Origin of the sequence: Enterovibrio calviensis DSM 14347, assembly GCF_000621165.1 — a bacterium.
In the GTDB taxonomy this organism is placed as follows: Bacteria; Pseudomonadota; Gammaproteobacteria; order Enterobacterales; family Vibrionaceae; genus Enterovibrio; species Enterovibrio calviensis.
This window is the reverse complement of record NZ_JHZA01000010.1, coordinates 65,221-81,687: the sequence shown is the minus strand read 5'-3', so window position 1 is coordinate 81,687 and position 16,467 is coordinate 65,221. Positions and strand designations below refer to the sequence as shown.

Sequence of the window (16,467 nt, the reverse complement as noted above, 5' to 3'; positions counted from 1 at the left end):
ACAATAGCAAAAACAATCATTAAGGCTCGCCATGGAACTGGTTATTTCGTTGCTGCAGCAAATGTGTGTCTATCTGGTTCTTGCCTACACACTCAGCAAAACCCCCATCATTTTGCCCTTGCTGAATATCTCCTCTCGGCTAAGCCATCGCCTTATTTGCTACGTGCTCTTTTCTGGCTTCTGCATTCTTGGCACCTACTTTGGGCTGCACATTGATGATGCTATTGCTAACACACGCGCTATTGGTGCCGTGATGGGTGGCTTGTTTGGCGGCCCTGTCGTGGGCTTTTTTGTTGGGCTTACTGGCGGGATTCATCGTTACACCTTGGGCGGGTTTACCGACATCGCCTGTGCCATTTCAACCACAGCCGAAGGCCTGATCGGCGGTTTGCTGCATGTCTATTTGGTAAAACGTCACCGCGCTAGCCTATTGTTCAACCCTTTCGTGGTGTTCGGCATTACCTTTGTTGCCGAAATCGTTCAAATGGCGATTTTGTTGCTCGTCGCGAAGCCCTTTGATCAGGCGTACGCACTGGTTTCAGCCATTGCAGCCCCGATGATCATCGCAAACTCACTCGGCGCTGCGTTGTTTGTGAGCATTCTGCAAGATCGCAAAACCATATTCGAAAAATACTCCGCAACGTTTTCTCGGCGTGCACTGACCATTGCGAAACGCTGTGTGGGTATATTGCACAGCGGCTTTCATCAAGAAAGTGCCAATAAGATTGCCCGCATCATTTACGAAGAAACCCAAGTTGGCGCGGTGGCTATCACCGACAAAGACAAGATCCTCGCGTTTGTCGGGCTTGGTGATGATCACCATTTACCGGAAACGAAAATTTCATCGCAAAGCACGCTCGACGCCATGCGCCAAGACACCATTATCTATCTCGATGGCACAGAACATCCTTATCAGTGCTCACTATCATCAGAGTGCAAACTTGGCTCAGCCTTGATTATTCCCTTGCGCTCAGGCGATGACGTGGTCGGCACCATCAAGCTTTACGAACGAAAGCATAAGCTGTTTTCCACCATTAATATGTCGATGGCGGAAGGTATTGCTCAACTGTTGTCGAGCCAAATCCTATTCAGTGGCTACTTGCAGCAAAAGTCGTTGTTAACGCAGGCGGAAATTAAGCTGTTGCAAGCACAGGTGAATCCCCATTTCTTATTCAATGCCCTTAACACCATCAGTGCCGTGGTACGCCGTGATCCGAACAAAGCGAGGGAGCTCATCCAAAACCTCTCGCAGTTTTTCCGTAGCAACCTCAAGCAGAACATCAATACCATTTCGTTAAGAGAAGAACTGGCACACGTGAACGCGTACCTCAGCATAGAAAAGGCGCGTTTCACGGATAGACTCAACGTCGATATCGCCATTGACGAGGCATTGCTGGATGTTCAAATCCCAAGCTTCACGCTGCAACCGCTAGTAGAAAATGCCATAAAGCATGGGATATCTACCCTGCTAGATGGCGGTGATGTGCGCATTTACAGCCAACCATCACCACTTGGTGTCGCGATTTCGGTTGAAGACAATGCAGGCTGTTACGAAACGCCGGATAGTAACCATCAGGGACTGGGGCTAGACATAGTGACAAAACGGCTCGAAAACCAATTTGGACGTGACTCACAGCTAAAAATAGAGTGCGAACGCAACCAATTTACCCGAATGACGTTTATCATTCCCGCCGCCAAAATGAATATAGGTGCATAGGTAGGATGTTAACGGCGCTCGTTATTGATGATGAACAATTTGCCCGCGAAGAACTGATTGAACAGCTTAGCGAATCCCACAACATCACGGTTGTCGGCGAAGCACCGAACGCCATCGTTGGGTTAAAGAAAATCAACGAATTGCGCCCCGATGTGGTGTTCGTTGATATTCAAATGCCGCAGGTGACGGGGTTAGATCTTCTTTCTATGCTCGACCCTGACACCATGCCTTATGTGGTGTTCGTGACCGCTTACGATCAATACGCCATTCAGGCGTTTGAAGACAACGCGTTTGATTACCTGCTAAAGCCTGTTGAACCTCAACGTTTGGTGAAAACCCTACAAAAGCTGGAGCGTGATGCGCAAAAAGGAACGCTATCACAGAACGTGGCGACGATTGCCAGCGAGCATTTGGCACAAGTGCCTTGTATGGGCCATAACCGTATTGTGCTGATCCCCACCTCACGTGTAGAAAGCGTGTATACAGACCTCAGCGGCGTGCATGTTCGCTCCGCCGACCAAACGGCGACGACCCAACTGACCTTAAAAACGTTGGAGGAGAAAACGCCACTGCTGCGGTGTCATCGCCAATACTTAGTGAATGTTCAACATATTCGTGAAATCACTCTGTTAGACAACGGGTTGGCGGAAGTCATCACCACCAGCAACTTCACCATTCCCATTAGCCGTCGCTATCTGAAAGCGTTAAAAGAAGTGATAGGGCTAAAGGCATAATAAGTACCGATTTTGGCTGATGCCGCATCTTATGGCGTAGGCAAAACACGGTTTTTATCACGCCGTTTTATCGACTCTTTTGATCAACCCACTGCTAACAAACCGTTGTCACAGATACGTGGCAACACACTCCACCGCCTTGGACTATCGTCCTAGTTACCGTGTTCTCTCATTCGTTCTCATGGGCGTTAGCCTATTCCCTGCAAGCGCAGCCCGACATAGCCAGCAAGTCGGCTTACACCTTTCAGCAGAGGTGAGTGATTAACACACTAATGATAAAACAGTGGGTAACGATGAATGGTATTTCAGCGGCTTTGAGTCGCATTCAAGGTGAAACTAAAGGCCGTTTATTCACCTTAATGGGTGTGATGATTCTTAGCTTCGATAGCTTGCTTGTGCGCTTGATTGACAGCGACGAGTGGACGTTGATTTTCTGGCGAGGCTTGCTGCCAGCGACCATGTTCTTTCTAGCACAATGGAAAATTGACCCGCAGATTATCAAAGAACATTTCTTTCATCCTAAAACCAGCACACTGCTGACTGCCGCCCTTCTTTCAGCATCTACCATCTGTTTTGTCTTTTCACTAGACCATACAGAAGTCACTAGCACCTTAGTGATTGCCAATACCGCCCCTTTGATCACGGCTGTCATGGGTTTCTTCTTTCTTGGTGAGAAACTCAACCGTTCTACCGTCATCGCGATCATCATTTCTGTTGGAGGCATCTGGTTGGTGTTTGGTTATCAGCCGAAGCTTGAGGAAAGAGAAGGCGATTTGTTAGCGCTGGTCACCGCCATATCAATGTCTGTTTATTTGATCATGCTGCGTAAAACCCAAGCTCGCTACGCCACTGCATTTTTGATTTATTCCGGCATCTTCACAGCCATTATCGCCCTCATTGCAGGGGCAAAGCCGTTTTCCTTACCGCTAATCAAAGACCTCTATATAGTGTTGCTATGTGGCGTGGTGTTACCGTGTTCATTTTTGCTGATAAACGTTGGCCCACGGTATCTTCCTGCCGCTGAAGCCAGTTTGATCCTGCTGCTCGAAGTCTTGTTCGGCCCACTGTTGGTCTGGCTGATTTTGGGGGAAATGCCGACACCTGCGGTCGCTCTGGGGGCTGGGATCATCGTTGTAACCTTGGCTGGTCATACGATTTGGAGTCAGCGTAAACAGACTTCACCGGTTCAATAATTATGTCTCCCGACCAAGCACCTGACAGCAGACTGAAGGATTAAAGGCACAACAAAAAACTATTCGTTCTTTGCTTCTGTGCCCGCTTCAATGTCATCTTTCACCAGCCCCTGACCGGAGCGCAGTAGCATGTTCAGCAGTTTGTCATTGTCGATGGTTTCGCCAGACAAAATGCTCGCCAATATTTCACTGCCAAACAATTGTGGGGAAAGAAGCACATCCGGTTTCACCTGCTTTACCTTGTTCATGTTTTTCGCATCATTCACTGCAACTACGGTATGAATATCTGGGTTCAACTCTTTGACTGATAAGACAATAAATGCATTAGTGGCATCGTCATCCGTCAAGGCCAGAATGGCACGACTTTGTTCAATCCCTGCGGTTTTTAGCAACGCATCATCGGTACAATCACCAGAGAGCATGTCGAGTTTCATCCCCATTTTTTGCTCAATCAACGGAAACTTATCTTCCTCTTCTGACGTCAGAACGGTGACATCCAATCCGCGCTGCTTCAACTGCACAATGGTGCTTGTCGCCAGCACCGACACGCCGCACACAATATAGTGATTTTTCCGGTTCATTTTCTTGGGCGCTCCTTTAACTAATTTGTTTAACCCACCCCAAATAAGTGGCCCGAATACCGTGGTTAGCGAGGTGGCAAAAACGGTGATCCCAGCAATGATGACCGAGACAGTGAACAGCCTTGCGCTTTCGGTGATGGGGGTAATGTCGCCATACCCCACCGTGGTCATGGTGACCATGGAAAAGTAGAACGCCGTCATCAAATCATGAATTTTCGGGGTAAACCCGCCGCCGAAATACAGTGCGCCATACGTGGAATAAAACAGCAATGCAATGAAACTAATGAATGCAGCAATGCCGCCCGCAGTGGCACTGGAATGGTTGAAGTCTTTGCTTGTCACCATCAAGAGCGTAATCGCACCCAAGCTCCAATAGAAATGCTTCGAAAGAGAGGGGAAGAAATGCCACTCAAACGCCAGTAAAATCAGCAGTAAGATAATACTGACCGCCCAAGCAATACGGGCTCGAAATAATAGCCCCAAGGCATTGAGCATGAGAAATATGCCCAACAGAAACCACGGCCCATTGGCGACATCAGCCCAATCGATGCCGGTAAATGTTTTGATATTGAACACGGCTAGCACGTCGGTTGACTGCCCCCACACCGACAGGAAAATAAACGCACCATTGGTGAAAACCATCCCCGCGACCAGATAGTGCCGAATAGTCATCCACGCTGACGTTAGATGTCGAAAAACCTGCCGAATGATGCCCAAATCGCACCCTCAATATGCTGATAACTCAGGCAGTATAGTCAGCGATATGCGCATTAACGTGCTTCATTCCTTAGGCAATGAGCAACTAATGGAAAACACCTCGAAGCGCCGAAAATGGTAGATCGGCCGATCACCGACGAAGGGAGAGAATAAAAGTGGGAAGAGGAAGAGAAACTGAAACAAGCCAACATAAATTCAGTGGCGAACGGTCAGAAACCAAAAAGCCGCGGAACATCTTATGATGATTCCGCGGCTTTTTTATCATTCAAACACCATCTCTAAATCGCTAGTTCTATTGGTCGCAACCCATGATCACAACAGGGTTAGAACTAAACAGATAGCCATCAAAGTTAGGATCATCAATATCAGACAGCTCGATCAGTCGCTGTTTTACATTCTCTAGGTGCTGCCACATCGCGCTTTTAGCGGCGATGGGATCTTTTCTCTGCATTGCTGCGAGGATGCGAGCATGGTCATCTAACCATTCCCCGCGGTAATCTTGGGTCGAAATACGTGAGTGCAGTTTTTTCCACATAGGGCTTTGTTCACGTCTATCCCATGACTGTTTCAGCATATCTACAAGCACTGAGTTTTGCGTTGCTGCGGCTATCGACATGTGGAAGTCTTCATCTCCACTGTATCCGGTCGTACCGCTAGACAATTCGCGGCGCTCTAATTCGAGTGCAGAGCGCATCTTTACAATGTCGCCTGGCGTGACTTGAGTCGCCGCAAACTCCGCAATATTACTTTCCAGCAATTGACGAGCTTGCAGCATTTCAAACGGGCCAGCTTCATCGCTAACGTCATTATCACGCGAGGTCGACACACTAGGTATATTCAGGATATATACGCCAGAGCCTTTTTTAACTTCAACTAAGTTCTCTAGCTCCAGCATGATGATGGCCTCACGCACAACAGTACGGCTAACATCGAGACGTTCTGCAATATCACGCTCAGGGGGTAACCTATCGCCAACCTGATAGGTACCGTCACTCAGTTCATTTCTTAGTATGAGCCCTATCTCTTGATAAGGTCTTTTGGGTTCAAAGGATTTCATAACGATGCTATTTCTTTATCCGCTAGCTTTCCTTCCCCATCATAGCGACCAATGGAAATTGGTCAACCTAAATAACAGCAAGTAAATAACACACTGTTTTTAAATGGATTTACATCTCAACAATCACTACCTCATCGCCGTTCACTTTCAACCAATTCATTCAACGCATCCATCGAATCATCAACGTTGGACATTTTAAGCACTAACAGAAGAGGCTATCCTGCCCTTAGCTAGGTGATGATGTTAGACGCTCAGATTTAATCATTCGATAGATGGTCATCACTCCCAAAAACAACAGCATGGATTCGATGGCAATACCTCCGATTGAACCGATGATTACCGCATTTGAAATGCCGAAAAAACACGAAAAGATCAATACGAGGCGCATTTTAATTCCCTTGAGGGTAACAATTGCCATGGTATTAATAACTGCGCCAATGACGGGAAGTAAATCAACGGACTTTGACATGACTGAAATGCCCACAATTGAATAAATGGCTGCGAATATCAACGCCACCCACAAAGAGCTGTAACGGATAGAAACCAGATTTCTAACAACCCCGACAATGAGCGTACATGCAGTGACCACTGAATTTAACATGAGGTAGTGTGACGCCAACAACGCATAACCGAAGGTCATCCAAGCCTTCAACTTAATGTCATTGGTTTGCACCATCCCAATAATCGCAGTCAATAGCGCGAAGTAACCGAGAATTTGAGGTAATGAAAAAATTTCGTTCACGTTAGATTTCCAAATAAAAAAAAGGGAGGTTAAACGCAGATACCATTTAGCCAGTTGATATTTTTCTCGAACCCAAAAAGCGACAGACGAGAAGCAGGAGGCGAAGTTGTTCGACGTTCCATACAAAAAGAGCGGCCATATGACCGCTCTTTGTATTCGTATCGCTTAATTATTTTTGGTTGAAGTCTTTCACTGCACCCCAACGTGCACGCAAGTGGTGTGCGGCCATCTTAGGTTGACGGTCACGCGTAAATGCCCCCTTCTTATTGCCGTTAACACGAATAATGCCTTGGCCAGTGTTGAAGTCATGCATGTTCCAGCAGTGTTCACCCACAACAGCGTCACAGCTATCGAATGCCGCAAAATTCTGGTCCAAGTACTCGTTGTAGTACTCTTCGGTGAACATAGTTGATGGTAGTGCGTGGAAGCCAGAAACGGTATCAGCACCAAATTCAGTGATAATGATTGGTTTGCCTTCGGTCGCCCAACCTGCAAGTTCTTTTGCGAATTGGTCACCTGCATTTGGCAGGTCTGCACCGTTAGTGACATACCAACCGTAGTAACGGTTTAGACAGACTACATCAGCAAACTGAGACGCTTTACAGTTGCCATAAGCTGCTAGCATGAAGTTAACCATTGTCATTGGGCGGTCTTGCGCATCTAGGCCATCACGAGCAAACGCAAAGATTTCTTTGAAGTAAGCTTCAGACGACTCTTGAGAAGAATCTGGTTCATTTGATAGAGACCACATCACAACACAAGGGTGGTTCTTATCACGTGCGATTAGCTTAGTGATCGCGTCTTTGTGGTTCACCATGCCTTCGGTTTGAACATCTTCACGGTCAAAGTGTTTAACTGGAACGTCAATCGTACCACCAGCACCAGCTTGAGATACGTCAGTCATGTTCCACGCACCTACGTGTGAAACTTCATCAATGATCACCAAACCGCGGCGGTCAGCAAGTTGCATGAACTCTTCTGGGTAAGGGTAATGTGAGGTACGCAGTGAGTTAGCGTGGATCCAATCTAAACATTCAAGATCACGCAGGTTCATAATGTCGCTGTGACCGCGGCCGATGGTATGTGCATCGATGTGGTGACCAAAACCTTTGAAGTAAAAAGGTTCGTTGTTAATTAGGAACTTAGTTCCTTCAACTTTCACCGTGCGAACACCAACAGGTAGTGTGTAGATGTCGACAAGCTCTTCACCCTCAACAATCGTCGCGACTAGGTCGTACAAGTAACCTTTGCGTGGTTGCCAAAGAATTACGTTATCAATAGTCAGCGACCCTTGATGACCGTTAGCGGAAGCAACAACTTCACCTTCTGCATTAAGCAGTGATACGCGGATTTCCTGACCAGCATTCAGTGCTGATTCAATCGTATATTCAACCTTACCCGTTGTGCCTTCGAAATCTGTCACAACAGTAATGTCATTCACACGCGTTTTAGGTACCGCCACTAGGCGTACTGAAGAATGGATACCGGCGTAGTTAAAGAAGTCGAATGCAGGTGTACATTCTTTAACGCCATTGTCATGCGTTTTCACAGAGCCGACAGGGATTGTGACTTTAGACAGTTCGTTGTTAACGACAACAACAACGGTGTTTTTCTGTCCAAACTTAGCGACGTCGTTTAAGTTGCCCGCGAAAGGTGTAAAACCACCTTCGTGTGACACAAGCTCAACGCCGTTCACGAAAACTGTAGCGCGGTGTGTTGCTGAGCCAAATCGAATCAATGTATCCAATGCTTGAAATTCTGAAGGAATATAAAAGTCTGTTTGGTACCAAACATCACCACAGAAATCTCGTTTAGCCGCTTCGGTGAAAACGTCGTTGTATGAGCTTGGAACAACCATTTCAATGGTATCAGTCAAACCATCTTTCCAGTTCTCATTGCGACCAACACCTTGGGTGTCAAATTTAAACTTCCAAATACCATCAAGTGAAATTACACGGCGTTTTTCGTTATCTAGTGGGTACATGAATACAGACATTTTTATTCCTTTGATTTAATAATTTTTAATTAAAATAGCTTATTTTAAATTTTGGTCAGTGACCGAAATCACCTTTATTAATAAAACAATTAATTGAATTAATTAATGATTAAAAAGCATTCAAACAAGTGTCAGATTGAAACTACTGAAAGAAATTGAAATCATATTGCGCAGCAAACTTAATATCGTAGTAATCAAGTTGACCTGCTTTTTCGCCCGTTTGATCTTCTTCGGCCTTGTTAAGAACTAGTGACGATTTCAAACCTTTTAGTTGACCAGACGTAAATTTATGGGAAATTGTCACATTCGCTCCAATACCATCTACAACAGTTGTTTCGTATGAATCTAAATCACCATCTGTCTTAACGATAAATAATCCAGTCGACCAATTTTCGTTAAAGTTGTAACCGCCTCCAACTTGCCAAGATGTCGTATTATGTCCATTACGTGCGATAGACATGTCGAACGGAAATACAATATCGGTATCGATTGAAGAACCAGTAACTTTGTCACCAACTTGACCAAAACTTGCCACACCAAAAACCTGGCCTTTAGCAACGGTTACTTGCGTCGATGCAACATAGGTACTTTCTACATCATTTAATTGGTTTTCTTTTGTGTAACCGATGGTTTGACCATAGAAAATACGACCGTCGAATTTCACATATAATTTGCTATCTGTAACAAATGCATAATCTAAGTTGGTTTGTAATTGATAAGCGTCGTCTTCTTGGTAACGAGCACCAAATGATGCGGCGTACATCGGTGCGTCATACACGACACCTGCATGGTAACGTGGTGTATGTTTCCCGTTGATTGCGTCATCTTTCCAGGCAGTATCAAAGCCGCCAGCCGTTTTTGTTGTAACAGCGCCATAAAAATCCAGCGTATCGGTTGCTTCGTAATGAACTAACCCGCCCTCTTTCATTGATGGCATGGTGCGAACGGATGAGTATTCCAACAATGGCACGACATGATCCATCGAACCATACGCGTAATCCGTTCCCCAACGGCCTAACTTAATTTCTAGTCCGTCGACGGGCTTAAGGTTGACCGAACCTCCCAATAAACTGAATGATTCATCGTTTGCGTCTAGGTAAGCACGTGACGTGGCGTCGTCTGCGACATTCATCAGTTTGTGGATAGAGTATGAGTAAGCTTCCACATCAAACCAGCTACTGAGGTTAGATGTTTCATAGTCAACCATGACACCTTGAACCCAAGCTTCTACGTTTCCGTACTTACAATCTTGAGCATCAGGATCACTGCCACAAGCACTTGGGCGATCTGCCATACGTAATTCATTGCGTAAACGAACACGTAAATCTTGCTCTAGTTCATCAGAAGTGGCTCCTGATTGACTTTCTGATGCCATCGCTCCACCAGATAGCGCCAATGCAATAGCAGATACTAAAAGCCCTACATTGAATTTCTTGCTCTTCATAAAATACCTTTCTGTTTCACGTTATGGTTTTGAATATTTATAAGTAACAACTTCATTTGAGTTACGTTTTTTATTATTTTGCGTCAGCACCAAGCTTCATCATTGCTTGGTTGTGTAAAACCATTTGTTCACGTTTTTCAGGAGTGATATTCCACATAAATTTGAAGATTAAGAACATTGCAACGGATGCGATGGCAGGTAGTAGGAAGATCATCGCGTGCAAGCCGTTTTGTGTTTCCATGGTCTGAGTGGCAAGCGACGGGTCATAGCCAATAACGCCAATACCCACACCAGCTAGAGCACCCGCTAACGCGCCAGCAACTTTACGAGACAGGGAGTAAGACGCGTAAATAACACCAGCTTCACGCTTACCACACTTATATTGGTTGTATTCGATACAGTCAGAAACCAGACACCACATAATCGCAACAGTAAACATACTGAACAGTTTTTCTGATGTGTAGAAAGCGAGATATTGCATTGGGGTTTCAACGTAGAAGTAACCCACCACGCATAGCAACACTGTCATCACGGAGCACATCATAATGATGTTACGCACACCAAAACGAGCAGTTAATTTCGGCGTAACAAGCAGAATTACAATCATTGCGCCAAGGTCGATAATGCCCGTGTACGCTAAGATTTCGAGTGCATTGTCCATGTTGCTCTTAATCCAAAAGATAAGAGTCGCACCGACACCGTAAAGCGCAGTTAGGCAGCAAAGTCCGGCTAGACTCACAGCAATTAAAGGACGATTCGAAGCAAGAGATTTAATTTGCTGAGTGAATGGCGTCATAGGCGCTGGTTCTGGTTTGATGTTTTCTTTAGTATTGAAAACAGCAATCATGTGGCAGGTAATACCAAATAAACCAAGTACCGCCATCGCAAATAAATAGCCTTTACCGATATCATCAGCAAACAGAGTCAGCATGATAGGAACCACAAACTTAACCATGGTTGAACCAACAATCGCACCTAGCGTTCTGAATGTTGATAAGCTGGCTTGTTCCGCTGCATCTTGCGTCATTGAACTGGCTAGAGAACCATAACTGATGTTACAGATCGTATAACACATACCCCATGTAATATATGTTAGATAAACCCACGCTAATTTTTGCCCATCAGATAATGAGTCTGGAACAATAAACATTAGTATTGCTGAAGCCGCTAAAGTAAACGACCCCCACTTGATAAATGGTCTAAATTTATCCGCTGAAGGATTATTTAATTTAGCGTACCTCAGCTCTGCGATTGTCCCCATCATTGGGTCGTTGATTCCGTCCCAAATCCTAGCTAATAGAAACAAGGTACCTACTGCTGCGGCAGATATACCAATAACATCAACATAAAACGCGAGTAAGAATGTGGATGACATGGCAAATGACATATTGTTACCTATGTCACCAAACATGTACCCCACTTTATTTCGTAGAGTTAACATTTTCATTTTTATTATTCCATGTTATTGAATTTGGCTGGGTGACTAAGACATTTAGCCACCCTAATCATTAATTTTTATTACTTTTCATTTATTAAAAAAGGCGCGTTTAATCCCTAGTTCTAAGCCGCGGACTTCTGCGAGTCCTTTTAGTCGACCGATACAGGAATAGCCTGGGTTGGTTTTTTTCTTCAGGTCATCAATCATTTGATGTCCATGATCCGGTCTCATTGGAATGGAGCGCATATCACCTTTGGCAATACGTTTTTCTTCCTGAGTAATAAGTGCTTTAACAACCTCATACATATCGACGTCACCTTCTAGGTGAGCCGCTTCATGAAAACTGGATTGGTTTTCTTCACGTTGTGTTGAACGCAGGTGGGTGAAGTAAATACGGTCGCCATGTTTATTGATCATATTCACTAAATCATTATCGCCGCGAACACCGTAAGAACCGGTACACATGGTGATGCCGTTCATCATGCTTGGCACGGCTTCGGTCAACCAGTCGATATCCTCAATGGTTGATACAATTCGCGGTAGGCCCAAAATCGGACGCGGTGGATCGTCTGGGTGTACTGCCAGTTTTAGTCCATATTGCTCACAAACCGGCACTAACTCTCGTAAGAAAGCAGCCATATTTTCACGCAAAATGTCTTTGGTAATGTCTTTGTAGCGATCAAGTTGGGATTGGAAATCTTCTAGCGTGTAGCCTTCTTCCGCCCCTGGCAATCCGGCGATGATATTAGAAGTAAGCTTGTTTAAATCCGCTTCAGACATTGCGTTAAAGTAATGGTGAGCTTGTGCGATCTCTTCTTCGCTATATTCTTTTTCTGCACCAGGGCGTTTCAATATAAAGAGTTCAAAAGAGGCAAAAGCGATGTGGTCAAAGCGGAGAGCTTTAGAACCGTCACTCATTTCGAACTCAAGATCGGTTCGTGTCCAATCTAATACGGGCATGAAGTTGTAGCACACAGTGTCTATGCCACACTCCGCTAGATTGATAATGCTTTGCTTGTAATTCTCAATCCATTCGTTGTAGTTACCGGAGCGGGTTTTAATTTCTTCATGCACCGGGATGCTTTCAACAACAGACCAAGTCATGCCCATGCTTTCGATGGTTTCTTTGCGTTTCAGTATTTCCTCCACCGGCCAGACCTGACCGTTAGGGATATGATGAAGCGCCGTAACAATGCCCGTCGCGCCCGCTTGTTTGATATCAGATAAGCCTACTGGGTCGGAGTCCCCATACCATCGCCACGTTTGTTCCATAAAATCCTCTATTTCTTTATTTTTCGTTTTAGGAGCGTTTGTTTGTTGAAATCGACAACATGGGAATGTTTTTAATCAATCAATCGACTCGAGGCAATTGTGAATGATCAATTGGTTGACCAAACCTGCAATAAAATTTAATTTTGGTTTGCCAACATTCATTTTGTGATGAATATCTGAGATTAAGAGAGGTTTTTCAATTACATCGACGTGAAAATGAAGGTATTTGAAGTAGGGAAACGGCGAGTGAATGGATGAGAGCTCTAGATTCTTAGCGGTAGTAGGCTTTATTGCCACAGCCAGCCCCAAACCGTTTACGCATCAGATAATTAACGGTAAATAGCTTTTAAATAACAAGTTTTTCACATTGCTTGTCTTGTTTTCTCGGTTCAGGGTGAATCAACACCGAACACGAACTCCCAGTTGTTAACCACTCAAATTGCCAACCAACCTAAATTGATTGACCAAAATCACAGTTATACGCGGATTATTGGTCAACCAATACAATTGTGATCATTCTCACTATCAGTCTCAACCCCCTGTTTTATACTGCGATTCAATCAAAAATCATGCTGCCACACTGATGTACCTCGCTCCTTTTCATTGGTTTACCAATAGAGCTACCACATCAACATGGCGTCGCAGAATCACTAACAATCCTCCGATCGGTTATATAGGACACCATCATGAAAACCGTTTATAACTCAATGCTCAAAGACTTTGTGCAGCTACCCGACTACGACCGATCTGTACTGAAGAGCCGTATTGTTCACCTTGGGTTTGGCGCGTTTCATCGTGCTCACCAAGCGTTAATTACCAATGAAATGCTAAACAGAACAGGTTGTGACTGGGGCATTTGTGAAATCAATTTGTTTGGCGGTGAAGACTTAATCCAATCGCTTCGCGCACAAGACCACCTTTATACCGTGGCGGAAAAAGGCGCTGAATCAACGACGGTGAAATTAATTGGTTCAGTGACGGAGTCACTGCACCCTAGCCTAGATGGCATTCAAGCGGTTCTAGATAAGATGGCCGAGCCTCAAGTCGCTATCGTCTCTATGACCATCACAGAGAAGGGCTACTGCGCGGACCCTGCGACAGGGACACTCGACAAGAACAACCCACTGGTCGTCGCTGACCTTGCAAACCCAACTGAGCCAAAATCGGCACTAGGTTACATTGTTCAAGCGCTCAAACTGCGCCGTGATCGCGGCCTGTCTCCATTCACTGTTATGTCTTGCGATAACGTGCAAGAGAACGGACACGTCGCAAAGGCGGCCATTCTTGAATTCGCTCAATTGCTTGACCCTGAACTCGCAGCTTGGATTGAAACTCACGTAACGTTCCCATGCACCATGGTTGACCGCATCGTTCCAGCCGCGACAGAAGAAACACTGGCTGAAATCGCTGAGTTGCTTGGATGCGAAGACCCGTGTGCCATTGCGTGTGAACCATTCCGTCAGTGGGTAATTGAAGACAACTTTGTTGCTGGTCGACCAAATTGGAACATGGCGGGCGCACAGTTCGTCGCCGACGTTGTGCCATATGAAGAAATGAAACTGCGTATGCTTAATGGTAGTCACTCATTCCTAGCCTACTTGGGCTACCTCGGTGGTTATGCGCATATCTCCGACACCATGACGGATGAGGCATACCGCAGCGCAGCATTCAACATGATGATGCAAGCACAAGCCCCCTCTTTGTCGATGCCAGAAGGTACGGATTTAGAAGGCTACGCGACTCTGCTTATCGACCGCTTTACTAACCCAAGCTTGAAGCACAAAACCTGGCAGATTGCGATGGATGGCAGTCAGAAAATCCCACAACGTATGGGTGGCAGTTTGCAGTTCCATCTTTCAGAGGGCACTTCATTCTCATGGCTAGCCACCGCGATTGCCGGTTGGATGCGCTATGTCTCTGGCGTGGATGAGCAAGGTAACGAAATTGACGTTCGCGACCCAATGGCTGAAAGCTTGCGCGCGATCTGTGACCAACATGGTAACAAGCCTTCCGTCGTCCCTGCTTTGCTTGGCGTTGACGCCATATTCCCCGCAGAGCTTGGACAAAACCCATACGTGGTCGACGCGGTGAGCACTGCTTACCAATCTCTGATTGATCATGGCGCTCGCGCTACCGTCGCAGCATTGTAAGAGGCATCGGTGATGAAAAATTTCCTGTGTGATGACTTTTTACTCTCAAACGAAACCGCACGTCGCTTGTATCATGAGCACGCGAGTCACCAGCCAATTTACGATTTCCACTGCCACCTAAATCCAGCGGAAGTTGCAAAAGACCGTCAGTTTGAAAACATCAGTAAAATCTGGCTTGAAGGCGATCATTACAAGTGGCGTGGTATGCGCTCTGCGGGTATCGATGAGCGTTTAATCACTGGTGATGCGAGTGATAAAGACAAATTTATGGCGTGGGCGAAAACCGTCCCTCAAACCGTCGGTAACCCGCTCTATCACTGGACTCATTTGGAACTGCGCCGTCCATTTGGCATCAGCGGTACGCTGTTTGGCCCAAACACTGCCGATCAAATCTGGCATCACTGCAATGAGTTGTTAGCAACCCCAGAGTTCTCTGCTCGCGGCATCATGAAACAGATGAACGTAGTAATGGCAGGTACAACCGACGACCCGATTGATTCCTTAGAACACCACAAAGCGATTGCTGCGGATACAGCATTTGACGCTCAAGTGTTGCCGAGTTGGCGTCCAGATAAAGCGTTCAAAATTGAATTAGAGGTGTTTGCGGATTACATGCAAGCACTGGGTCAAGCTGCCGATGTAAACATTCAGCGTTTCGATGATTTACTGACAGCGCTAGATAAGCGTTTGGCGCATTTTGATGCACATGGCTGTCGCGCCGCCGATCACGGTATTGAGGTGGTTCGTTACGCCCCAATACCAAGTGATGCAGATTTAGATTCACTGTTGGCGCGTCGTTTGAGCGGGGAAACACTCACCGAGCTGGAATGCGCACAGTTTTCAACGGCGGTTCAAGTCTGGCTGGGCAAGCGTTACGCGAAAATGGGCTGGGTGATGCAGCTTCATATCGGCGCACAACGTAACAACAACACGCGCATGTTCCAGCGTTTAGGTGCAGATGCGGGCTTTGACTCCATTGGCGATAAAACCTTCGCGTTTGAGTTGGCACACCTGCTGGACGACATCGATAAGAGCAACGAATTGCCACGCACGATTCTTTACTGCCTTAATCCTCGTGACAACGAAATGATGGCGACCATGATTGGTAACTTCCAAGGTGGCGGCATCGCCGGCAAGGTGCAATTTGGTTCCGGTTGGTGGTTCAACGACCAGAAAGACGGTATGCAACGTCAAATGGAACAGCTGTCTTCTCTTGGCCTTCTTAGCCAGTTTGTTGGCATGCTGACAGACTCACGCAGTTTCTTGTCATACACACGCCACGAGTACTTCCGTCGTATTTTGTGCGACATGGTGGGTCGCTGGGTCGAAAACGGCGAAGCACCAAAAGACATGTCATTGCTTGGCCCTATGATTGAAAACATCTGTTTTGGCAATGCAAAGCGCTATTTCGAAGAGAGGGCTTAAC

The 16,467-nt window shown here is 45.9% G+C and carries 12 protein-coding genes; 5 read left to right on the top strand and 7 right to left on the bottom strand.

The window, feature by feature from the left end; genetic code table 11:
* Positions 1-31 precede the first annotated feature (31 nt).
* The 3 genes from Q365_RS0110200 (at position 32) to Q365_RS0110190 (ending at position 3,644) form a co-directional block, all read left to right on the top strand.
* On the top strand, positions 32-1,717 hold the full coding sequence (locus Q365_RS0110200; RefSeq protein ID WP_028023250.1) for a sensor histidine kinase: 1,686 nt from the start codon (positions 32-34) through the stop codon (positions 1,715-1,717).
* 5 nt (positions 1,718-1,722) lie between these two features.
* Positions 1,723-2,451: a two-component system response regulator BtsR gene (btsR, locus tag Q365_RS0110195; RefSeq protein WP_028023249.1), complete on the top strand. Its 729-nt coding sequence runs from the start codon at positions 1,723-1,725 to the stop codon at positions 2,449-2,451.
* A 257-nt stretch (positions 2,452-2,708) separates the two neighbouring features.
* Positions 2,709-3,644 carry a DMT family transporter gene (locus tag Q365_RS0110190; protein ID WP_245621538.1) on the top strand — a complete coding sequence of 312 codons (936 nt, stop codon included), beginning with the start codon at positions 2,709-2,711 and terminating at the stop codon, positions 3,642-3,644.
* A 59-nt stretch (positions 3,645-3,703) separates the two neighbouring features.
* Here the strand turns inward: Q365_RS0110190 and kch are convergent, their stop codons facing one another.
* The 7 genes from kch to uxuA all read right to left on the bottom strand — a co-directional run bounded on the left by kch (position 3,704) and on the right by uxuA (position 12,891).
* Positions 3,704-4,942, bottom strand: coding sequence for a voltage-gated potassium channel protein (gene kch, locus Q365_RS0110185; RefSeq protein ID WP_028023247.1), 1,239 nt, complete (start codon positions 4,940-4,942; stop codon positions 3,704-3,706).
* Between the two features lie 292 nt (positions 4,943-5,234).
* The gene (locus Q365_RS0110180) at positions 5,235-5,999 is read right to left on the bottom strand and encodes an FCD domain-containing protein (RefSeq protein WP_028023246.1); all 765 of its coding nucleotides are present in this window, start codon (positions 5,997-5,999) and stop codon (positions 5,235-5,237) included.
* A gap of 226 nt (positions 6,000-6,225) precedes the next feature.
* On the bottom strand, positions 6,226-6,741 hold the full coding sequence (locus tag Q365_RS0110175; protein WP_028023245.1) for a YgjV family protein: 516 nt from the start codon (positions 6,739-6,741) through the stop codon (positions 6,226-6,228).
* 169 nt (positions 6,742-6,910) lie between these two features.
* Positions 6,911-8,737, bottom strand: a complete 1,827-nt coding sequence (uidA, locus tag Q365_RS0110170) for a beta-glucuronidase (RefSeq protein WP_028023244.1) — start codon at positions 8,735-8,737, stop codon at positions 6,911-6,913.
* A 142-nt stretch (positions 8,738-8,879) separates the two neighbouring features.
* A complete protein-coding gene (locus tag Q365_RS0110165) occupies positions 8,880-10,181 on the bottom strand; it encodes an OprD family outer membrane porin (RefSeq protein ID WP_028023243.1) in 1,302 nt (433 codons plus the stop codon).
* Between the two features lie 73 nt (positions 10,182-10,254).
* On the bottom strand, positions 10,255-11,628 hold the full coding sequence (locus Q365_RS25615) for a glycoside-pentoside-hexuronide (GPH):cation symporter (RefSeq protein ID WP_051563781.1): 1,374 nt from the start codon (positions 11,626-11,628) through the stop codon (positions 10,255-10,257).
* A gap of 78 nt (positions 11,629-11,706) precedes the next feature.
* A complete protein-coding gene (gene uxuA / locus Q365_RS0110155) occupies positions 11,707-12,891 on the bottom strand; it encodes a mannonate dehydratase (RefSeq protein WP_028023242.1) in 1,185 nt (394 codons plus the stop codon).
* 686 nt (positions 12,892-13,577) lie between these two features.
* On the opposite strand from uxuA, the gene Q365_RS0110150 reads away from it, so the two are divergent.
* Together Q365_RS0110150 and uxaC are read left to right on the top strand one after the other, a co-directional pair.
* On the top strand, positions 13,578-15,041 hold the full coding sequence (locus tag Q365_RS0110150; RefSeq protein WP_028023241.1) for a fructuronate reductase: 1,464 nt from the start codon (positions 13,578-13,580) through the stop codon (positions 15,039-15,041).
* A 12-nt stretch (positions 15,042-15,053) separates the two neighbouring features.
* Positions 15,054-16,466: a glucuronate isomerase gene (gene uxaC, locus Q365_RS0110145; RefSeq protein WP_028023240.1), complete on the top strand. Its 1,413-nt coding sequence runs from the start codon at positions 15,054-15,056 to the stop codon at positions 16,464-16,466.
* Position 16,467: the final 1 nt, after the last annotated feature.

Coding starts and splice junctions, on each gene's coding strand:
- btsR (WP_028023249.1), top strand. CDS start 1,723: ATGTTAACGGCGCTCGTTATTGATGATGAACAATTTGCCCGCGAAGAA.
- uidA (WP_028023244.1), bottom strand. CDS start 8,737: ATGTCTGTATTCATGTACCCACTAGATAACGAAAAACGCCGTGTAATT.
- Q365_RS0110200 (WP_028023250.1), top strand. CDS start 32: ATGGAACTGGTTATTTCGTTGCTGCAGCAAATGTGTGTCTATCTGGTT.
- Q365_RS25615 (WP_051563781.1), bottom strand. CDS start 11,628: ATGAAAATGTTAACTCTACGAAATAAAGTGGGGTACATGTTTGGTGAC.
- Q365_RS0110165 (WP_028023243.1), bottom strand. CDS start 10,181: ATGAAGAGCAAGAAATTCAATGTAGGGCTTTTAGTATCTGCTATTGCA.
- uxuA (WP_028023242.1), bottom strand. CDS start 12,891: ATGGAACAAACGTGGCGATGGTATGGGGACTCCGACCCAGTAGGCTTA.
- uxaC (WP_028023240.1), top strand. CDS start 15,054: ATGAAAAATTTCCTGTGTGATGACTTTTTACTCTCAAACGAAACCGCA.
- Q365_RS0110180 (WP_028023246.1), bottom strand. CDS start 5,999: ATGAAATCCTTTGAACCCAAAAGACCTTATCAAGAGATAGGGCTCATA.
- Q365_RS0110150 (WP_028023241.1), top strand. CDS start 13,578: ATGAAAACCGTTTATAACTCAATGCTCAAAGACTTTGTGCAGCTACCC.